This window comes from Candidatus Weimeria sp. HCP3S3_B5 (assembly GCF_052064335.1).
In the GTDB taxonomy this organism is placed as follows: Bacteria; Bacillota; Clostridia; order Lachnospirales; family Lachnospiraceae; genus Weimeria.
On record NZ_JBQHVU010000002.1, the window covers coordinates 186,868 to 207,653 of the forward strand.

15 protein-coding genes are annotated in these 20,786 nt (G+C 46.7%); 14 read left to right on the forward strand and 1 reads right to left on the reverse strand.

Annotated features, from left to right (window positions below; all coding sequences use genetic code 11):
* Window positions 1-5 precede the first annotated feature (5 nt).
* The 13 genes from ACTNCK_RS02115 to ACTNCK_RS02175 all read left to right on the forward strand — a co-directional run bounded on the left by ACTNCK_RS02115 (window position 6) and on the right by ACTNCK_RS02175 (window position 19,134).
* A complete protein-coding gene (locus ACTNCK_RS02115) occupies window positions 6-1,886 on the forward strand; it encodes a peptidoglycan D,D-transpeptidase FtsI family protein (RefSeq protein WP_441080699.1) in 1,881 nt (626 codons plus the stop codon).
* On the forward strand, window positions 1,883-3,235 hold the full coding sequence (gene murD, locus ACTNCK_RS02120) for a UDP-N-acetylmuramoyl-L-alanine--D-glutamate ligase (RefSeq protein ID WP_441080700.1): 1,353 nt from the start codon (window positions 1,883-1,885) through the stop codon (window positions 3,233-3,235). Before ACTNCK_RS02115 ends, murD begins: the two co-directional genes overlap by 4 nt.
* On the forward strand, window positions 3,235-4,416 hold the full coding sequence (locus ACTNCK_RS02125; RefSeq protein ID WP_441080701.1) for an FtsW/RodA/SpoVE family cell cycle protein: 1,182 nt from the start codon (window positions 3,235-3,237) through the stop codon (window positions 4,414-4,416). Before murD ends, ACTNCK_RS02125 begins: the two co-directional genes overlap by 1 nt.
* Complete coding sequence (locus tag ACTNCK_RS02130) at window positions 4,416-5,159, forward strand: cell division protein FtsQ/DivIB (RefSeq protein WP_441080702.1); 744 nt, start codon at window positions 4,416-4,418, stop codon at window positions 5,157-5,159. The genes ACTNCK_RS02125 and ACTNCK_RS02130 overlap by 1 nt, the downstream gene beginning before the upstream one ends.
* Window positions 5,160-5,264: 105 nt before the next feature.
* Window positions 5,265-6,521 (forward strand): cell division protein FtsZ, encoded by a 1,257-nt coding sequence (gene ftsZ / locus ACTNCK_RS02135; RefSeq protein WP_441080734.1) that lies wholly within the window; start codon window positions 5,265-5,267, stop codon window positions 6,519-6,521.
* A gap of 68 nt (window positions 6,522-6,589) precedes the next feature.
* Window positions 6,590-8,200, forward strand: a complete 1,611-nt coding sequence (locus tag ACTNCK_RS02140) for an MBL fold metallo-hydrolase RNA specificity domain-containing protein (protein WP_441080703.1) — start codon at window positions 6,590-6,592, stop codon at window positions 8,198-8,200.
* Entirely contained in the window at window positions 8,197-9,981 is a 1,785-nt protein-coding gene (locus ACTNCK_RS02145; RefSeq protein ID WP_441080704.1) for an aminopeptidase P family protein, read from the forward strand. Before ACTNCK_RS02140 ends, ACTNCK_RS02145 begins: the two co-directional genes overlap by 4 nt.
* Window positions 9,982-9,984: 3 nt before the next feature.
* A complete protein-coding gene (gene polA, locus ACTNCK_RS02150) occupies window positions 9,985-12,204 on the forward strand; it encodes a DNA polymerase I (protein ID WP_441080705.1) in 2,220 nt (739 codons plus the stop codon).
* A gap of 11 nt (window positions 12,205-12,215) precedes the next feature.
* A complete protein-coding gene (cls, locus tag ACTNCK_RS02155) occupies window positions 12,216-13,796 on the forward strand; it encodes a cardiolipin synthase (protein WP_441080706.1) in 1,581 nt (526 codons plus the stop codon).
* Window positions 13,797-13,837: 41 nt separating this feature from the next.
* Window positions 13,838-16,630: a dephospho-CoA kinase gene (coaE, locus tag ACTNCK_RS02160; protein WP_441080707.1), complete on the forward strand. Its 2,793-nt coding sequence runs from the start codon at window positions 13,838-13,840 to the stop codon at window positions 16,628-16,630.
* A gap of 36 nt (window positions 16,631-16,666) precedes the next feature.
* The gene (locus ACTNCK_RS02165) at window positions 16,667-17,467 is read left to right on the forward strand and encodes an MBL fold metallo-hydrolase (protein ID WP_441080709.1); all 801 of its coding nucleotides are present in this window, start codon (window positions 16,667-16,669) and stop codon (window positions 17,465-17,467) included.
* A 10-nt stretch (window positions 17,468-17,477) separates the two neighbouring features.
* Entirely contained in the window at window positions 17,478-17,759 is a 282-nt protein-coding gene (locus ACTNCK_RS02170) for an ACT domain-containing protein (protein WP_441080710.1), read from the forward strand.
* 10 nt (window positions 17,760-17,769) lie between these two features.
* The gene (locus ACTNCK_RS02175) at window positions 17,770-19,134 is read left to right on the forward strand and encodes a PFL family protein (protein WP_441080712.1); all 1,365 of its coding nucleotides are present in this window, start codon (window positions 17,770-17,772) and stop codon (window positions 19,132-19,134) included.
* A gap of 1 nt (window position 19,135) precedes the next feature.
* On the opposite strand, the gene ACTNCK_RS02180 is transcribed toward ACTNCK_RS02175, so the two are convergent.
* On the reverse strand, window positions 19,136-19,858 hold the full coding sequence (locus ACTNCK_RS02180) for a YoaK family protein (RefSeq protein WP_441080713.1): 723 nt from the start codon (window positions 19,856-19,858) through the stop codon (window positions 19,136-19,138).
* A 105-nt stretch (window positions 19,859-19,963) separates the two neighbouring features.
* Between ACTNCK_RS02180 and ACTNCK_RS02185 the strand changes: the two genes are divergently transcribed.
* Complete coding sequence (locus ACTNCK_RS02185) at window positions 19,964-20,764, forward strand: Cof-type HAD-IIB family hydrolase (RefSeq protein ID WP_441080714.1); 801 nt, start codon at window positions 19,964-19,966, stop codon at window positions 20,762-20,764.
* The last annotated feature ends 22 nt before the right edge of the window (window positions 20,765-20,786 follow it).

Below are 20,786 nucleotides of genomic sequence, written 5' to 3' on the forward strand. Positions count from 1 at the left end.
CCGCTATGACAGAAGTCAGGAAACGAAAGCGAAAAGGGAAAAGGCTTTTTAAAAGAATGCAGAGGACTCTTACAGCCCTGTTCTTTATCTGTCTTGCCCTTTTTTGTTTTGTTATATTAAGGGTAATATATATACAGGCTGCAAACGGTAACAGGTATGCAAAGCAGGTACTTAGGCAGCAGCAGTACCAGAACCGGACCATTCCCTTTAAGAGAGGAGATATAGTAGATGCCAAGGGGACTACTCTTGCTACATCTATCGATGTTTACTCTGTCATACTTGACTGCAGAGCCTTGAAAGAGAGTCAGCAGAAAAACAAGGACATACTGGATACGACAGCCAGCTCCCTGCACAGGTATTTTCCTGATATCAGCGAGGATGATGTAAGAGAGGCCATAGAAAAGCATCCTGACAGCCAGTACCGGGTACTGAAGAAGAAGGAAAGCTATCAGAGCATGAAGGCCTTCGAGAAGTTCATGGACTCAGACGAGGGCAGTGGAAAGGTGGCAGGCATCTGGTTTGAAAAGGAGTACGAGAGAAAGTATCCCTATCCTGATCTGGCCTCATCGGTCATTGGCTTTGTAGCCTCCGGAAACGCCGGTGTGACCGGGCTTGAGAACCAGTACAACAGCTATCTGAACGGGACCGACGGAAGATCCTTCGGCTATCAGAACGAGGACAATTCCCTTGAAAAGAATGTGGTAGAGCCGATAAACGGATATACGATACAGACCTCTATAGACGTGCTTACCCAGCAGGCTGTAAATCAGGCTGTAGAGAAGTTCAACAACAAAATGGCAAAGGCGGCCGGCAATCATAAGAGAGGATCAAAAAATACAGCCGTTCTTGTTATGAATCCCAATAACGGACAGATCTATGCCATGTCGACCTATCCGACCTTTTCTCTTGATGACCCGAGAGACCTTACTGTCCTTTATTCAAAGAAGAAGATAAAGAGCATGACTGATAAGGAGTCGCTTGACGCATTAAATGAGCTCTGGCAGAATTTCCCGGTAAGCCATACCTATGAGCCGGGATCGACCTATAAGCCCTTTACCATATCTGCTGGCTTTGAAACCGGTACCCTGTCAGCTAAGAACAAGTTCTTCTGTGACGGAGGAGAAAGCTTCCCGGGCGGGGTCTATGTGAGATGTGAGTCCCATCACGGAATCCAGACAATAAGGGAGGCTCTTATGCACTCCTGTAACGATGCCCTTATGCAGATAGGAAAGAAGGAGGGAGCAGCCAACTTCTCCAGGTACCAACATCTGTTTGGATTCGGGCAGAAGACAGGGATAGACCTGCCCGGAGAGCCGCGCACCAACACGCTGATCTACAGCGAGAAGCAGCTTAAGAGCCAGCCAATAAACCTTGCGACCAACTCCTTTGGTCAGAACTTCAATACTACTATGGTGCAGCTGGCAAGCGGCTTTTGCTCCATAATAAACGGCGGAACCCTTTACAAACCGACAGTCGTGACTAAAATAGAGGATGAGTCAGGAAATACAGTAAAGAAGAATGAGCCTGTAGTCCTTAAGAAAACCATATCAAAGGCCACATCAGACAGGATGAGGGATTATCTGAAGTCTGTTGTAACAGGCGGTACCGGAGTAAAGGCAGCCGTCAAGGGATATTCGATCGGAGGAAAGACAGGAACCGCTGAGAAGCAGCCCAGACGACAGGGAAAGTATCTGGTATCGTTTATAGGCTTTGCACCTGTTGAGAATCCGAGGATAGTCGTTTATGTCGTTGTGGATGAGCCGAACGCCGCAGATCAGGCCCATTCTAATTATGCCCAGGAGATAGCCCATGATATCTTTAAGACGGTGCTGCCATATTATGGTATATCTCGGGAGAAGAAGCAGAAGGAGACAGATAAAAAATGAAGTATCTAGTAGTTGGACTCGGAAAAAGCGGAATAGCAGCAGCCAGACTGCTGAAGAATGCCGGCAGGGATCTGATCCTCTTCAACAGCTCCGATATGGATGCGGATGAATTCAAGAAGGATAATCCGGATCTTAAGGGCCTTCCGTTTTTTACGGAGGTTCTTCCGGAGGAATGTTACAAGGAGATAGGCGAGGCTGTCTTAAGTCCGGGCGTGCCTCTTGATATACCATTCACAGAGGATCTGAAAAAAAGAGGGATCCGTCTTTCTGGAGAGGTCGAGCTTGCTTATGAATTCTCACATACGGACCAGATAGCAGCTGTTACAGGTACCAATGGAAAGACTACAACGACCGCCCTCACAGGACATATCCTGAAGGAATACTTCAAGGATGTAAGAATAGTTGGCAATATAGGTATCCCTTATACTAGTGAGGCTCTTACGACTAGTGAAGAAACCAGGATTGCAGTCGAGGTTTCCTCATTCCAGCTTGAGACTATAGACAGCTTCCATCCTAAGGCAGCGGCTATACTTAATATAACGCCTGATCATCTGAACAGGCATCATACTATGGAAAATTATATAGCAGTAAAGGAATCCATAGTAAAAAACCAGACTTGTGATGATACGACAGTGCTGAATTTTGAGGATCCTGTCTTAAGAGAGTTTGGCAAGACCCTTAGGAGCAGATGTGTATATTTCTCAAGCAAAAGAAGGATCGAAAACGGCATCTATTATGATGAGGATAGAAAAGCCATCTTTATCGATGATAAGGGCAGTGAGGAAAAGATAATAGATACCGACAGATTGCAGATAATAGGAGCCCACAACTATGAGAATGCCTGTGCTGCCATAGCTCTTACCATGGCGCTTGGTGTGCCGGTCGATGTGATAAGGAAGGCTCTTCCTGAATTTACGGCAGTGGAGCACAGGATAGAGTTCGTCTGCGAGAAAAAGGGAGTCAGATATTATGATGATTCCAAGGGCACGAATCCTGACGCAGCGATAAAGGCTGTCCTTTCAATGCCTGGACCAGTGCTTCTTATAGGCGGAGGCTATGACAAGGGAAACACATATGACGAATGGGTAGAGACCTTCCCGGGAAGGGTAAAGAGACTTGTCCTTATAGGAGCTACCCGTGATAAGATAGCCGACTGCTGTAAAAGGCATGGCTTTAGCGACTATGAGTTTGCCAAAAGCCTGACTGAGGCAATAGATAAATGTGCACTTGCAGCAGAAAGTGGAGACGATGTCCTACTGTCGCCTGCCTGTGCAAGCTGGGATATGTTTGCAAACTATGAGACCCGTGGTGACGAGTTCAAGGACTATGTGAGGAAATTAGCGGACTGATGGCTGGTAAGAGCAGAACGAGGATAGCAAAATTCAGGGATTATTCCAAGGTCAGATATTTCGACTACATCCTTCTGGGTGTAGTTATTCTGCTGCTTTTTTTCGGGATCGTGATGCTCTATTCCTCAAGTGCCTATATAGCGTCCGTAAAGTACGCCAATCCGGCCCATTATCTTAAGAAGCAGCTTTTTTATATGATATTAGGGGCTGTGGGGATGGGAATGGCTATAATCATAAAACCCCGTATATTAAGAAGGGCTGCTCCGGCGTTATACTGGGCTATACTGCTTATTAATATCGCAGTGCTTTTTGTAGGACACAGCGGAAACGGCTCGACAAGATGGATAAGGCTTGGCCCCGTATCCTTTCAGCCATCGGAGCTTATGAAGATAGCGATCATAATAATGCTTGCCTGCTTTGTTGCAGATCATACGAGGTATCTTGGCAGCATGGTCTTCAATCTGCACTGCCTATTCTATATCTTTATGGCCGTGATACCTGTATTCATCACCAATCTCACTACGGCAGCAATCATTGCCCTTATAGGGATTGGAATGCTTCTTATAGCAAGTAAACGTAAGAAGCCTCTGTATGCTATGATAATCTTTTGTATGATCATAGTGCTTATCGGCGCGGTCCTTATAATAACAAGGTCCAATGCCGAACCGGACAACTACAGGATGAGGAGAATATATTACTGGCAGCATCCTGAGAAGGCCACCCAGAATGCAGGCTTCCAGGTGCTTGAGGGCTTGTATGCCATAGGCTCAGGCGGACTTTTTGGCAAGGGAATAGGACAGAGTGCTACAAAGCTGGGAAATCTTCCTGAATCGCAGAATGACATGATCTTTTCTGTAATAGTGGAGGAGCTGGGAGTATTTGGAGTGATATGCCTGATACTTATGTATGTTCTACTGCTCTGGAGGATATATCTAATAGCAGTAAATGCTGAGAGCATGTTCGGATCTTTTATAGCTATAGGAGTCTTCCTGCATATTTCCCTGCAGGTCATCCTCAATATGCTTGTCGTTACAAACGTCCTTCCAAACACCGGAGTCACCCTTCCCTTTATAAGCTATGGAGGCTCATCTCTTCTTTGTACTATGTGTGAGATAGGCATGGTGCTTTCGGTATCACGGCAGATAAGGCTTGATCGGATAGACCTGGGAGGAGAATTCTGATGACACAGGAAAAGAAGAGGTTTTCTCCGGCCAGATTTTACAGGATCAATATAATATTTTTTATAATGATCATGGTCCTTGGACTTCTGGTGTTTCTTCTGGCAGTCTGTTCTGTAAGACAGGTAAGGGTATATGGCAATACCATCTATACCGACGCACAGCTTGAGAAAATAGTACTAAATGACCGCTACAAAAGCAACGGCGCCTGGGAGGTAGTCCGTAACAGGCTTCATCCGAGAAGGGACATACCATTTGTAAGCAAGACAGAAGTTTCACTGAAGGGCTTTCATACCCTTGTGATAAGGGTCAGCGAAAAGCAGATAGCCGGTTATATAGATGGAAAGGATGATAACCATATCTATCTTGACCGGGAGGGCAGGGTAGCAGAGGTGAATAAAAAGCTTCTTTCATCTGCCATACCAGTATCAGGACTATCGACAAAGAAAAGGATAGTGACAGGGAAAAGCTATCCGGTCGCAGAAAACAGGATAACAGCGCTAAGGCGGATCTTCCATGCTAAAACCAGCATGAATCTTAATATAGATTCGGTTAACTTCGGAGATAGCGGCGAGATCAGCCTGTCATGCGGAAGTGTCACTGTAAAAATGGGAACAAGTGACGGGCTTAAGGAAAAGCTCTTAAGGCTATCTTACATCCTGCCAAAGGTAGCAGGCGAGTCTGGAACACTACATTTTGAAAATTTCTCCAGTGATAATACAGATATTGTATTCGATGCTGATTGAATTTTTTTAAAAAAGGGTTGCGTATTTGAGCAAAAAAACTTATTATATTGTAATGAGATTTAAAAGCGGACAGACGCTTTTATGAGTTAGGAGGAAACACCCTTGATACAAGTAACTGAGGAGAATAACGGACTAGGCGGAGCGAAGATTCTCGTTGTCGGAGTCGGCGGTGGTGGAAATAATGCTGTAAACCGAATGGTGGACGAAGGAGTCAAAGGAGTAGATTTCCTTGGCGTGAACACCGATAAGCAGGCACTCGACAGCTGCAAGGCACCTGAGCTCCTTCAGATCGGTGAAAAGCTCACAAAGGGATTAGGCGCCGGCGGAGTTCCTGAGAAGGGACAGAAGGCCGCAGAGGAGAGCTCTCAGGATATATCAGATGCCGTAAAGGATTACGACATGGTCTTCGTTACCTGCGGAATGGGTGGCGGAACCGGAACCGGAGCTGCTCCTGTGGTCGCTCAGATTGCAAAGGAGCTCGGCATTCTTACCGTAGGAGTAGTCACAAAGCCTTTCACATTTGAGGCCAGAGTCCGTATGAATAATGCACTTTCGGGCATAGAGAGACTGAAGGCCAATGTAGATACTCTGATCGTTATCCCAAATGACAGACTTCTGGAGATAGTAGACAGAAGGACATCGATTCAGGACGCACTGAAGAAGGCTGATGAGGTCCTCCAGCAGTCTGTTCAGGGCATTACGGACCTTATCAATGTAAACTCACTTATCAATCTCGACTTCGCAGATATCACGACAGTCATGAAGGATAAGGGACTTGCACATATCGGTATCGGAGTCGGACAGGGTGATGACAAGGCAAGCGAGGCAGTCCAGCAGGCTGTTTCATCGCCTCTTCTCGAGACGAAGATCGATGGCGCCTCAGACGTCATCATCAATGTCAGCGGAGATGTCACTCTTTATGATGTAAATGACGCTTCTGACTATGTCAAGAATATAGTAGGTGACAATGCAAATGTCATAGTAGGAGTAGGACAGTCTGATGATGAGTCCATGACTGACCAGATCAAGGTAACAGTCATTGCCACAGGACTCGAGGATCCTAAGTCTGATATGAGGAGAGCAGCTGCCACAGGTAAGAAGGATGAGAGCGGTCACACCCGTTTCAAGCCATATGTTCCTCCTACGAGCAATGTTTCAAGGAATGAGGCTGCTACTACGGCCAAGTCCAGGCTTACAGACAAGGAGATGGACGATATCTTAAGCGGGATCAAGGGCTCATCAGATAGCACCCAGTCCTCGAACGGCGGATTCACGGGAATGATCAAGCCGGAGGCGCCAAAAAGCTCTGTAAAGGAAAGGGATATCCAGATTCCTGACTTCCTTAAGAATGGTAACAAATAATAGACGTTTAAGGGTCGCAGCCGGGAGAAAGTGAGCCGGCTGCGGCTTTTGTATAAGGGGTGTTTTTTATGAAGATAAATTTCATAGGAGCCTGCCATGAGGTGACTGGAAGCTGTCATTATGTGGAGGCTGCGGGGAAAAGGTTTTTAGTTGATTGCGGAATGCAGCAGGGACCTGACATATATGAGAATCAGGATCTGCCGGTTCCTGCAGCAGATATAGACTACTGCTTCATAACACATGCTCATATAGATCACAGTGGTCTGCTTCCTCTTCTCTATGCCAGGGGCTTCAGAGGACAGATCTTTGCTACAGAGGCGACCTGTGATCTGTGTGATATAATGCTTCGCGATTCTGCTCATATTCAGGAATCGGAGGCAGAGTGGAAGAACCGTAAGGCCAGAAGGGCAGGCGGATCGGAGGTAGTTCCGGTTTATACAATGCAGGATGTCTACGGTGTCCTGCCTCTCTTCGTGCCGGTCAGATATCATGAGCAGATCCATGTTTCTGATGATATAACGGCTACCTTCTATGATGCAGGGCATCTGCTCGGATCAGCCTCCATCTCCATCGACCTGCAGGAAAACGGAGTCAGCAGGACCATAGTCTTCTCAGGAGATATAGGAAATCCCGACAGACCTCTGATAAAGGATCCTGAGCTCCTTACTAAGGCTGACTATGTACTTACAGAGGCTACCTACGGCAACAGGGAGCATGGTCCTAAGAGGGATTTCGCAAAGCTTCTTGCATCCGTGATAGAGGATACCTTATCGGGCGGAGGCAATGTGGTGATACCCGCCTTTTCCGTAGGACGTACCCAGGAGATCCTTTATTCTATAAGGCGGATAAAGGAGGAGGGTCTGGTAAAGAAGATCGACACCGGATTTCAAGTCGTGATGGATTCCCCTCTGGCGGTTGAGGCTACTCATGTCTTTTCTATGAATGTAGCCGAATGCTTTGACGAGGAAGCACTCGATCTTGTAGGACATGGTATAAATCCTATAGCCTTTCCGGGTCTGAAGGTTGCGGTCACTCCGGATGAGTCGAAGGCGATCAATACAGACTCGACGCCGAAGGTCATTATCTCAGCCTCAGGTATGTGCGAGGCGGGACGTATAAGGCATCATCTAAAGCATAATCTCTGGAGAAGCGATTCTGCAGTTATCTTTGTGGGCTATCAGGTTCCGGGTACGCTTGGCTTTAATCTCCTGAACGGTGCTAAGGAGGTAAAACTCTTTGGCGAGGATGTAAAGGTCGCCTGCCGGATAGAAAATCTTCCGGGTATCAGCGGACATGCCGATCATACAGAGCTCCTGAAATGGATAGAGAATTTCAGCAGTCCGGTAAGGAAGGTCTTCGTAGTCCATGGAGATGATGATGTTGTTGACGGCTATGCAAAGGATATCACCGAGCATACAGGATTTGCGGCCTATGCTCCTTATTCAGGAGATGCCTTTGATCTTATCACAGGAGAACAGATCGAGGAAGGCAGCAGGGAAGCTGTAAGGAAGTCCCGCGGCAGGATCAGGGCTTCGTCGAATGTATTTGCCCGCCTTGTGGCAGCCGGTCAGAGGCTTGTTAGTGTGATAGAGAAGTGCCAGGGAATGGCAAATAAGGATCTTGCAAAATTTGCCGACCAGATAAATGCACTTTCTGATAAATGGGACATAAATAAATGACAAAGAACAGACTGACAAGGCTCCGCATAGAGATGGAAAAGGCAGGAGTGGATATCTATATTATGACTCTCGCCGATTACCATATGTCGGAGTACGTAGGAGATTATTTTAAGGAAATCGAGTATATAAGCGGATTTACAGGGACCAACGCTACAATGGTCGTGACTCACGACGAGGCAGGTCTATGGACAGACGGAAGATATTTCATCCAGGCCAGACAGCAGATGGCAGGGACATCGATAAAGCTCTATGAGGAGGGTACAGAGGGAGTCCCTACTGTGATGGAATTTCTTGACAGGCATCTTCAGGAAGGTTCTACTCTGGGTTTTGACGGCAGGCTTTTTTCCCTGGACTGGTTTGAGCAGGCAGAGAGACTCTGCGACAGAAAGGGAGCCTACCTTAAGACAGATGAGAATCTCGTAAGTGCTTTCTTCACCGAAAGGCCATCCTTCCCAGAGCACAAGGTCTGGATACTAAGTCAGGAGTATTCAGGGATATCCACAGAAAGGAAGCTTTCAGACGTCAGGGAGGCAATGAAGGCAAAGGGAGCAGAGGGCTTCCTTCTTACAAGTCTTTATGACATTGCCTGGCTTTTAAACCTGAGAGGCGATGATATCCACTGTGTACCGGTCTTCATGTCATACCTTTATATCACGATGGACTCATGCAGGCTCTATGCGATGGAACGCGACTTCGATGTCGCTGTAAAGAAATATCTTTATGACAATGGCGTTTCCTTAAGTCCTTATGACAGGATATATAAGGATCTGAACTCTATAACCGAAAAGACCGTGCTCCTTGACCCTAAGGTAGTAAACTCAGAACTTGTCAATGAGTTTCCTAGTTCGGTAAGCCTGATCAGAGCAGAGAATCCGACCAGACTGATGAAGTCGATAAAGAATGAGACGGAGATTGCCAACACCAGGAAGGCTCATCTGAAGGATGGTATCGCGGTGACCAGATTCATCTACTGGCTAAAGCATGCTATCGGAAATGAAGAGATCACAGAGATGAGCGCCGCCGACAAGCTTTTGGAGTTTCGAAAGGCTGCTTCTGATTTCCTTGATATAAGCTTCGATACTATAAGCGCATACAGGGAGAATGCAGCTCTTATGCACTATGAACCGGGTCATGATCATGAAGTAACTCTTAAGCCGGAGGGTATGCTGCTTGTAGACTCAGGCGGACACTATCTGACAGGTACGACTGATGTCACAAGGACTATTGTCTTAGGAGATATCACAGATAAGGAAAAGGAATGCTTCACAAGAGTATTAAGAAGCCATCTGAGGCTTCTTGCGGCACATTTCCCTAAGGGAGTCTGCGGTGCAAACCTCGATGTGCTGGCCAGAGGACCTATGTGGGATCTTGGACTTGATTACAGATGCGGGACCGGACACGGAGTAGGTCATATACTTAATGTCCATGAGGGGCCGAATGCTTTCAGATGGAATCCTAAGAACCCTGATGATCTTGTGCCGCTTGTGCCGGGTATGATCACAAGCGATGAACCCGGCCTCTACTTTGAGGATGAGTTCGGTATCAGGACAGAAAGCGAGCTTCTTGTCATAGAGGATAAGAAGACGGAGTACGGGCAGTTCTACAGATTTTGTAATCTGACCCTTGTGCCTATTGATCTTTCGGCAGTGATTCCGGAGGGGCTGACAGATCCTGAGAGAAGGACCTTAAACGCATATCATGCAGATGTATATGAGGCCCTGGCACCTCATCTCCCTAAGGAAGAAGCAGCCTGGCTTAAGGAAGCGACAAGGGCTATATAAGCTATGAGTGAAGAAAACAGATTATTTGCAGATATAAACAGCATAGAAAGGGCAGCCGCAAACGGGCTGCCTTTTTGCGATACAGATGAGAAGACCCAGATCATGAGGGGAGTTATCCATCTGATCCAAAAGTCCTTAAAGGAGCTTGATGGAACAGGGATACTTACAGCCGACAGGGATCTTCTTACACTGGCAGGTCCTGATCTTATAATCTTTTATGTATATTTTGACCAGACAGGAAGCCATATGAAAAAGGTCACTGAGCCGGCGTCAGCCTCTCTTACGGCCCTGTCTCATTTCATAGGAGAAAAGAGCGCGGCGTCAGTCCTTGATAAGGCAGGAGGACTTGAGGCAGCAGGGAATATATCCTTTTTCGGGATAGAAAAAAGGATAGCTGAGAAAAGTGAAGAGATAAAAGCCTGCTATGAAAGGCTCTGCGAATATACCTCCCTGGCTGCAGACCAGCTGATAGAGCGCCTGCTTTCCGAGGAAAGGATAATTCCGGCCGATCAGATCACTGACCAGGAGGAACAGAGGGAGGAGGCTGACACAAGTGAGATAGCCCTTATCGGAGACCAGGACCAGCGTGAGCTTATGAAGAATGCAGCTATGCGTCTCAGAGCAGGAGAACATGTTGTCTTTTATGATATAAAGGATCTTCTCCACAGGCTGGGAGCCCTCAAGGGCCTGCCGTCAGAGATAAAGGGATCTCCTCAGATAGTCGAGGATCAGGACGGACAGCTGTCCTTATTTACAGACAAGGATAGGCCTGCTGCCTGCCCTGAGGCTGACCTGCTCTATGATGCTATAATGGAAACCGAACAGAGGGCCTGGCAGGAGTCCCTTTCAGGAGAAATATCATATGGAAGGGCTCTGAACAGATATTTCGATGATGTAAGGATAGAAAGCTATATAGCCGATCCGCTGGAGGAATATACACCGGGATCGGCCCAGGATATGGCCCTGGCCCATGACAGATACAGGGAACAGCTCCGAAGGAATGGTGAGGAGGAGCTTTATACAGAGCTTGAGCTTCCGCTTGTCTTTGTCCTCTATGATATGGAAAAGACAGGCATATATATGGATGCCATCCGTCTGAAGAAGTACGGCGAGCAACTTCTTTCTCATATGGAGGAGCTTGAGAAAAAGATATATTCCGAGGCCGGAGGAGAGTTCAATATCAACTCTCCAAAGCAGCTGGGAGAGGTCCTTTTCGACAGGCTTCATCTGCCATCAGGCAAAAAGACAAAGACCGGATATTCGACCTCCCAGAAGGTGCTTTCTGAGCTTGCCGGAGATTATCCTATAGTAGCAGATGTACTTTCATACAGAAAGTATGCCAAGCTTAAGAGCACCTACGCTGACGGGCTCTTCTCCTGTGTGAATGCAGACGGCAGGGTGCATACGACCTTCCAGCAGACGGTTACGGCCACAGGACGTCTTTCAAGCACAGCTCCTAATCTGCAGAATATCCCTATAAGGCTTGAGCTGGGCAAGCAGATAAGGAAGGTATTCCTTCCGGCCAGCGATGCTCTTTTTCTCGACGCTGACTATTCACAGATCGAGCTTCGTGTCCTGGCCGATATGTCGGGAGATAAAAATCTGATCGAGGCCTACAGATCTGACCGGGACATACATACAGCTACAGCTGCGGCTGTTTTTCACGTGAGCACAGATCAGGTGACGCCTGAGATGAGGAGATCGGCCAAGGCAGTAAACTTTGGCATAGTCTACGGTATAAGCTCCTTCGGTCTGGGAGAGAATCTTTCTATCTCAAGAAAGCAGGCTCAGGAATATATCAATGATTATTTCAAGGCATATCCCATGCTCCATAAGTTCCTCGATTCTCTTGTGACATCTGCAAAGGAAAACGGATTTGCAGTGACAAAGTACGGAAGGAGAAGACCAATACCGGAGCTTTCGGATCCCTCCTATATGAAAAGACAGTTTGGCGAGAGAGTAGCTATGAATGCCCCGATCCAGGGAAGCGCAGCCGATATCATCAAGATAGCCATGCTCAATGTATACAGCAGGCTCAGAAGGGAGGGACTCTCATCGAAGCTTCTTCTTTCGGTTCATGATGAGCTTCTGATAGAAGCAAAGCAGAGTGAGAGGGAGGAGGCGGAGAGGATACTTAAGGAGGAAATGGAAAACGCGGCCTCACTTCAGGTCCCGCTTCTTGTGGACCTGAAGGAGGGAAATGACTGGTATAGCGCACACTAGGGTTTTATTCTATGGGTGAAAAAAGGATTCGTACACATAAAAGATCATCTCCAGAGAAAAGAGCGGCCAGAAAAAACGGGATATTTCGTATGGTTACGGCTATCATTGCCATAAGCTTTGAGATATTCCTGATAACAAATCTTTTTACCAGGCTTAATGCTGAGGCGGAGTGGATAAATATGGTGACAAGGGCCCTGGCTTTAGTCCTTGTGATCTTTATCTACAATGAGGACAGGAACGCTGCCTTCAAGATACCCTGGATAATACTTATAATGGTGCTTCCGGTCTTTGGAATAATCATGTATCTGCTTATCGGGCTAAATGCTCATACCTACCAGATGAAAAAACGTTACAGGCAGATAGATGAAAGGCTCTATCCCATGCTTGAGGGCAACGATGATCTTAAAGAGCTGGTAAGTGACACAGATCCTGCTGCCGGAGCGGTATGCAACTATCTGCACGATCAGGCACATTTTCCCGTCTATGTAAACAGCCAGGTCAGGTATTTCGGAGATACGACAGAGGCTCTTTCGTCCCTTCTTTCTGACCTGAGAAGCGCAGAGAATTTCATCTTCATGGAGTACTTTGCTATAGATGACAAGGAGGCCTGGAAGCAGATAGAGGAAATACTTGTCGAAAAGGTAAAGGAAGGCGTGGAGGTCAGGGTCTTCTATGATGATCTGGGAAGCATAGGCTTTATCAATACGGCTTTTTCTAAAAAGCTTAATTCTCTTGGCATCAAATGCAGGGTATTCAACCCCTTCTTTCCCGGCTTAAACAGGTTTTTAAACAACAGGGATCACAGGAAGATTACAGTGATAGACGGACGTATAGCCCATACAGGAGGCTATAATCTCGCTGACGAATACTTCAACATAGAAAGACCCTACAGAGCCTGGAAGGACTGCGGGATAAGGATAACTGGCCAGGCAGTCGATTCGATGACAGTGATCTTTCTTGAAAACTGGAATGCGACAAAAAAGAATTTCGAAAAGGATCAGATCTATGACAGATTCCTGGTAGCAAAAAAGGAGGAAGAAGGAAAGGGCTTCGTGGTACCATTTGCCGACTCTCCTATGGATGAGCTGGAGGTCGGAGAGGATGTATACATCACAATGCTAAGTAAGGCCAACAGCTATGCCTATATAATGACTCCATATCTTATCATTACAGATGAGCTTAAATGCGCTCTTTCTCTTGCAGCCATGAGGGGAGTCGATGTAAGGATAATAACGCCAGGAATACCTGACAAGAAAGTCGTTTATTCTATCACGAGATCCTTTTATCATGATCTCTGCAAAAGAGGGGTAAGGATCTATGAATGGAGACCGGGCTTCATGCATGGAAAGATGATGGTCTGTGATGATTCATACTGCTTCTGCGGAACTATCAATTTTGACTACAGAAGTTTTTACCATCATTTTGAAAACGGAGTATTTTTCGGATACTGCGATGCGGTAATAGATGCAAAGGAGGACTTCCTTATGACAGCAGCAGAGGGGGAGGAGGTCACCTTAGACTACAGGGCAGGAAGAAAGGGGCTTTTAAAGCTGCCTCAGATGCTACTGCGCCTGTTTGCAGAACTGCTCTGAAGTGCTATAATACATGATGCGGGAGACTGGTGAGGGAATTTATGCATTTTATAGGAATAACAGGAGGAGTCGGTGCCGGAAAAAGTGAGGTGCTGTCCTTTATTGAAAAGAATTATAAGGTCGAGGTATTACATGCGGATGATCTGGCAAGACAGCTGGAGACACCCGGTCATGCCTGCTATGACATAATAAGAGACGAATTCGGATCAGAGGATATATGGGGAGCTTATGATGCCTCACATCCAGGCAAGCTCCGTATAGAATGGAAGAAGCTGTCGGATCTGATATATAGTGACGACGCTAAGAGAGAAAGGCTTGATCAGATAGTACATCCGGCAGTAAAGGAGGAGATACTAAACAGGGTTTCTCTTGCCAGAAAGTCCGGAACCGTTGATGCCTTTTTCCTTGAGGCGGCTCTCTTGCTTGAGGAGGGCTATGACAGCATATGTGATGAGATCTGGTATATCTATGCATCAAAGGAGGTTCGGAAAAAGAGACTTAAGACCTCCAGAGGATATTCGGATCAGAAGATCGATGCCATTCTTTCGGCCCAGCTTTCAGATGAGGAATTCCGTCACAGATGTCAGGTGACCATCGATAATTCATATGGGCTTGAAAGAGGTTTTCCGGAAGTGAAAAGGGAGATGAAGCGTTTGCTGGGAGCTAAGGGAGAAGGATCAAAGGATAAGACTGATAAGGAAATGGATAAGAGCAGGATGGCTGTTCCTGATGACAGGGAGCTTGTATACAGTCTTGATATAGGTACCAGAAATGTAGTAGGTACAGTAGGATATCAGGAGGGCGAGGACGATTTTCATGTCCTTGCCATGTCCAGCATGGAGCATAAGGCCAGAGCCATGCTTGACGGTCAGATCCATGATATAGGCATGGTGGCTGATATCATAAGAAGGGTCACAGATGATCTGAATGAAAGGCTGGGAATCAGGCTCCATGAGGTCTGTATAGCAGCCGCTGGTCGAGTGCTCCGTACCGTTACGACAAGGGTCGAGATGGACTTCGACGAGGAGACCGTTGTCACAGGAGATGATATCAATACCCTTGATCTGATGGGAGTCGATCAGGCCCAGAGGGATATCAACTTAGACGGAGGTCCTTACAGATTCTACTGTGTCGGTTACTCGACGATGAAGTATTATCTGAACGGAGAGCTTTTCTCCAATCTCGAGGGCCATAAGGCTACAAGGATAGAGGAGGTAATAATAGTTACCTTCCTCCCTGAGGATGTAGTAGACGGATTGTATTCTGCAGTTGAAAGAGCCGGGCTTTCCGTTATGAATATGACACTCGAGCCAATAGCTGCCATATCCGTTGCTATTCCGAAGAATTTCAGGATGTTAAATATCGCCCTTATAGATGTAGGAGCCGGTACCTCCGATATCTGTATCACAAGAGACGGAGGGATAATTGCCTACGGCATGATCCCTTATGCCGGCGACGAGCTTACAGAGGTCTTAGTCCAGGCCTTCCTTGTCGATTTCGATACGGCTGAGCAGATCAAGAAGGATTCTACGGATAGGGATGAGGTCACCTATAATGACATCATGGGTATCTCCCATACTATACCGTCAGAGGATGTCTGGAAGCTTACTGATCCTGTAATGACGAAGATAACCGATGCAGTTGCAGAAAAGATAACAGAGCTTAACGGCGACAAGCCTGTTGCTGCTGCCTTTGTGGTAGGAGGCGGAGGAAAGGTCCATGGCTTCTGCGAGCATCTGGCAAAGAAGCTGGGAGTGGTTTCAGAAAGAGTGGCTCTCCGTGGGGAGGAGGTAATGAAAAACATTACATTCCCTGACGGAGTGAAAAAGGATCCTCTTCTTGTTACTCCTATTGGTATCTGCATGAACTATTATGAGCAGAAGAATAATTTCATCATGATCCATTTCAACGGAGAGATGATGAAGCTTTATGATAACGGACATCTGAAGGTCGTTGATGCAGCCATGCAGAGCGGCATGGATACGGCTGAACTTTTCCCGAGAAGAGGAAAGGAGATTCATTTCACTGTAAATGGACAGGAGAGGATGGTAAGAGGTCATGAGGGTGAGTCCGCCAAGGTAGTCATGAACGGCCACGAAGCTTCTCTTAATACTGTCCTGATCCCGAATGCGACAGTAACGATCACAGGCTCTACAGCCGGAGAGATGGGCTCGCTAAGGATAGAAAATCTCGAGGAGTTTACAAGAGCCTTTGTTTCATTTATAGTAAATGGCACAAAGGTCAGATGTCCTGAGTTCGTAGAGGTAAACGGAGTCCTCACTCCGGGAAACTACGAGATAAAGGATGGAGACGATATAGAGACAAGGAGTTACTATACTGTTTCTCAGCTGGCTCAGTTCATGGATGTTGAGCCTGATCCGGATCATCAGATCCTTGTCAATAAAAACCCAGCCGACATGAATACCCTGATCTATGAGAATTTCTCGATAGAATGGACTCTTACAGGCAAGGGCTTCAAGAAGGAGGAAGAGGAGGCAGAGGAGCTTCCTGATGAAAAGGAAGAGAAGGAGAACAAGAATGAGCCTGAGCAGGCAGCCACCAATACTCCTGACCTTCCGGCGACTCCGCTTACAAGCGAGGCTTTTGCTGACATTCCAAAGAAGGCCGGCAACCAGATACAGGTGAAATTCAACGGAGATGATGTTACCCTGTCAGGAAGACTCGATTATATATTTGCAGATGTACTTGCAGCTGTAAATTTCGATGTCAACCAGGCCAATGGCAGGATAGTAAAGACCATGAAAAACGGAGCAAAGTGCGGATACGCCGAGCCGGTTTCAGACGGAGACGAGCTTAGCGTGGAGTTTTTCTGATAAATAGATGAAATAAGCGTCCGATTGGAGGACTCAATGGAAATGTTTTCGATTGCCAGCGGTAGCAGCGGCAACTGTATCTTAGTTGGCAATGACAGGGATCATGTGCTGGTGGACTGCGGTATTTCCGGCAAGAAGACAGAAAAGGGACTTAACCAGTATGATCTGACGACACCAGACTGTGCGGGTATCCTTATCACGCATGAGCATATTGATCATATTGCAGGACTTGGCGTTCTGATGCGCAGATATGCGCTTAAGGTTTATGCGACAGCAGGTACTATAAATGCTATCCTGCGTGACGGACGGATAGGGAAGGTAGACCAGTCACTTTTTTCTGTAATCCATGCAGACGAGAGCTTTCAGATAGGAAGTCTCGGGGTCAGGCCGGTCCACATCTGTCATGATGCAGCAGATCCTGTAGGATATATTATAAATGACGATTCCGGAAAAAAGGTAGGAGTAGTCACAGATCTTGGCTGTTATGATGATCATATAGTAGATGAGCTGCAGGGACTCTCAGCTGTCCTCTTAGAGGCAAACCACGATGAAAACATGCTCTCCTGCGGGCCCTATCCTTACCAGCTGAAGCGGAGGATTAGAAGCGACTATGGTCATCTTTCCAATTCCCTGTCGGGACAGCTTCTTGGCCGTATCCTGAATGATCACATGGAACATGTATATCTCGGCCATCTTTCCGCAGAGAATAATTACGGACCGCTGGCGCTTGAGACAGTAGGCCAGGAGATCACGGATGGAGACAATCCTTACAAAGCGAAGGATTTCAACATAACAGTAGCATCACGGCACGAGGTGTCGGAGAAAGTAGTATTTTAAGGAGAACATCATGGAATCAAAAAACAGAACCATCATCAGCGTAGTAGGAAAGGATGCAGTCGGAATCATTGCAAAGGTCTGCACCTATCTTTCAGACCATAAGGCAAATGTGCTCGATATTTCCCAGACTATCCTTGACGGATTCTTTACTATGATGATGATAGTGGATACGAGTGCCGCTGATCAGTCCTTCGGGGATATACAGAAGGGGCTTTCAGATATCGGATCAGATATAGGAGTAGATATCAGGTGCCAGAAGGAAGAGATTTTTGAGATGATGCATCGTATCTGAGGAAAGAAAAATGATTAATATTTTAGAAGTAGAAGAGACCAACAGGATGGTCTCCGATGAGAACCTTGATGTAAGAACCATAACGATAGGGATTAGTCTTTTTGACTGTATGGATTCTGATCTTGACAGATTAAATGACAATATTTACAAGAAGATCACTACAGTAGCAAAGGATCTGGTCCCTGCAGGTGAAAGGATAGAGAAGGAATTCGGTATCCCTATAGTAAATAAAAGGATATCCGTCACTCCTATAGCTATGATAGGCGCAGCAGCCTGCCACAGCCCTAAGGACTATGTGACCATTGCAAGGACCCTTGACAGAGCGGCAAAGACAGTTGGGGTAAACTTCCTTGGAGGATATTCTGCGATCGTAAGTAAGGGAATGACTACCCAGGACAGATATCTTATCGAATCGATCCCTGAGGCTCTTTCTGTTACTGACTTTGTATGCTCATCTATAAATGTCGGCTCGACCAGGACCGGGATCAATATGGATGCCGTACGTCTCCTGGGCCAGGTAGTAAAGGATACTGCGCTTGCTACAAAGGAGGCTGATTCTATCGGTTGTGCCAAGCTTGTGGTATTCTGCAATGCTCCTGACGACAACCCGTTCATGGCGGGCGCCTTCCATGGAGTTTCGGAGGCAGATGCTATAATAAATGTCGGAGTGTCAGGACCGGGAGTGGTAAAGACTGCTCTTTCCCGTGTCAGAGGAGAGTCGTTTGAGGTCCTCTGCGAGACGATAAAAAAGACCGCCTTCAAGATCACAAGAGTCGGTCAGGCCGTCGCAAAGGAAGCAAGCAGGATGCTCCATATACCTTTTGGTATCATAGATCTCTCCCTTGCGCCGACTCCGGCCATAGGAGATTCAGTTGCTGATATACTTGAGGAGATAGGTCTTGAGAGGGCAGGAGCTCCTGGAACGACCGCAGCACTCGCACTTCTTAATGATCAGGTTAAAAAGGGTGGTATAATGGCCTCCTCATATGTAGGAGGACTTTCAGGAGCCTTTATCCCTGTATCAGAGGATCAGGGTATGATCGATTCAGTCGAGGCCGGAGCCCTTACGATAGAAAAGCTTGAAGCCATGACCTGCGTCTGCTCGGTAGGACTTGATATGATAGCTATTCCTGGAGATACAAAGGCGACGACCATATCAGGAATAATAGCAGATGAGATGGCGATAGGAATGGTAAATCAGAAGACAACAGCAGTCCGTCTTATTCCTGTGATTGGTAAGGGAGTAGGAGACAGCGTTCAGTTCGGAGGGCTTTTGGGCTATGCGCCGATAATGCCTGTAAATCAGTTCGACTGTCAGGACTTTGTAAACCGCAAGGGACGTATCCCGGCACCTATCCATTCATTCAAGAACTGATTCAGTGTCCACGGGGCTTCATGAAAAGAAGCCCCTTTTCATATGTTCTGTCAGCAGTCAGCAGCCTTATGAAGACAAATATCTCGACTGCAGTTGCTGTCCATATAGCATAATCCTTAATAAGAAGACAGAGGCCTGAGCAGACAGCAGCTCCGCTCACAAAGGAAAGTATCATAATGCCGTGGCGGGTGAAACGGCTTCTGCTGTCAGGCCTGTGATGGTGGAGATACTTTACTATATTGCTTCCGAACTGTCTTACATGGTTAGTGATAAAGGTCGTAGCCATACCTATTCCCTCGGCCTGGCGGAAGGTGTTGAACTGCATTGCCGCAAGGAAGTTAAGGGAAATCTGGCAGATCTGATCAGGGGCCTGGCTCGGTATGAAGCCTAGCGCGAAGGTTACAATGGCCTCTATCCCTACAAGCAGGGTATCCCATCGCATAAGCTTCATTTTCTTTATACGGAAGGCCAGAGCCTCTGATATCATGGTCCCGCTCAGATAAGCCAGAAATGGCAGGAAATAATAAGCAGCTCCCTTGAAATCTCCCTGGCCTAAATGTATGGCAAGCATTACGAGGTTTGCAGTCTGCGCATTGCAGAACACTCCTCCCCTCATCACAAAGGTATAGCCGCCGAATACTCCTCCGGCAAAGATAAGCAGATAAAAGATATACTGTTTTTCGCATTCAAGATAAGTGACTTCTTTATTCTTCTTCTGATCCATAGGGTGCTCCGTAAGGCTCTTAAATCTTAATAACCCCTCAATTATACACTTGTGGATAAAAAAAATAAATGTTAAAATCGTACGAAATCAGAAACGGAGAAGATAATGACTAGAAAAGCTGTTTTTTTTGATATTGACGGAACACTCTGGGATCTGAACAATCAGATACCTGACAGCACGGTAAGGGCGATCCATGAACTGCAGAGGAAGGGGCATCTGGCCTTTATCAATACAGGACGGACAAGGGCCTTTGTGAGAAGGCGGAATCTGCTTGATATAGGCTTTGACGGTATCTGCTGCGGATGCGGCACCATGCTTGAGATCGGCGGCGAGGCCCTTTACTATCACAGGATATCAGACGATCTTGTAATCCATACGGTAGAAACCGTTAGGAAGTATCATTTCAAGCCTGTTCTGGAGGGCAGATATAATCTCTATCTGGATGATCAGGATTTCGCAGATGATTTTTTCGGAATGAAGCTTAAGGATGAGCTGGGAGATGATCTTCTTTCCATAAAGGATAACTGGGGCAACTGGGAGATAAGCAAGCTAAGCTGCGCTACACCGGCTCCTCTGGCAGACGTGGATTCGTGCAGGAAGGAGCTGGGGAAATATTACCAGTTCATGGCCCATAACAGTGAGGTCTGTGAGCTTGTTCCGGCAGGACATACCAAGGCCTCGATAATCGACAAGGTCTGTGAGAAATTCGGGATAGATATAAGTGATACTGTGGCCATAGGAGACGGGGTAAACGATATAGATATGCTTTCCCATGCCGGAGTCGGAGTTGCAATGGGAAATGGCAGCGAGGAGGCAAAGGCCGCAAGCGATATGGTTACAAGCCCGATCGGACAGGACGGAGTCTTCAATGCTCTTTCAAGGCTTGGACTGATACTTGATAAATAGGAGATTTTCCTGTAAAATAAGA

What these genes read in the sequence shown, in the direction of transcription:
- coaE (WP_441080707.1), top strand. Translation starts at nt 13,838, where the DNA reads ATGCATTTTATAGGAATAACAGGAGGAGTCGGTGCCGGAAAAAGTGAG.
- murD (WP_441080700.1), top strand. Translation starts at nt 1,883, where the DNA reads ATGAAGTATCTAGTAGTTGGACTCGGAAAAAGCGGAATAGCAGCAGCC.
- ACTNCK_RS02180 (WP_441080713.1), bottom strand. Translation starts at nt 19,858, where the DNA reads ATGGATCAGAAGAAGAATAAAGAAGTCACTTATCTTGAATGCGAAAAA.
- cls (WP_441080706.1), top strand. Translation starts at nt 12,216, where the DNA reads ATGGGTGAAAAAAGGATTCGTACACATAAAAGATCATCTCCAGAGAAA.
- ACTNCK_RS02140 (WP_441080703.1), top strand. Translation starts at nt 6,590, where the DNA reads ATGAAGATAAATTTCATAGGAGCCTGCCATGAGGTGACTGGAAGCTGT.
- ACTNCK_RS02130 (WP_441080702.1), top strand. Translation starts at nt 4,416, where the DNA reads ATGACACAGGAAAAGAAGAGGTTTTCTCCGGCCAGATTTTACAGGATC.
- ACTNCK_RS02185 (WP_441080714.1), top strand. Translation starts at nt 19,964, where the DNA reads ATGACTAGAAAAGCTGTTTTTTTTGATATTGACGGAACACTCTGGGAT.
- ACTNCK_RS02125 (WP_441080701.1), top strand. Translation starts at nt 3,235, where the DNA reads ATGGCTGGTAAGAGCAGAACGAGGATAGCAAAATTCAGGGATTATTCC.
- ACTNCK_RS02115 (WP_441080699.1), top strand. Translation starts at nt 6, where the DNA reads ATGACAGAAGTCAGGAAACGAAAGCGAAAAGGGAAAAGGCTTTTTAAA.
- ACTNCK_RS02145 (WP_441080704.1), top strand. Translation starts at nt 8,197, where the DNA reads ATGACAAAGAACAGACTGACAAGGCTCCGCATAGAGATGGAAAAGGCA.
- ACTNCK_RS02165 (WP_441080709.1), top strand. Translation starts at nt 16,667, where the DNA reads ATGGAAATGTTTTCGATTGCCAGCGGTAGCAGCGGCAACTGTATCTTA.
- ACTNCK_RS02175 (WP_441080712.1), top strand. Translation starts at nt 17,770, where the DNA reads ATGATTAATATTTTAGAAGTAGAAGAGACCAACAGGATGGTCTCCGAT.
- ACTNCK_RS02170 (WP_441080710.1), top strand. Translation starts at nt 17,478, where the DNA reads ATGGAATCAAAAAACAGAACCATCATCAGCGTAGTAGGAAAGGATGCA.
- polA (WP_441080705.1), top strand. Translation starts at nt 9,985, where the DNA reads ATGAGTGAAGAAAACAGATTATTTGCAGATATAAACAGCATAGAAAGG.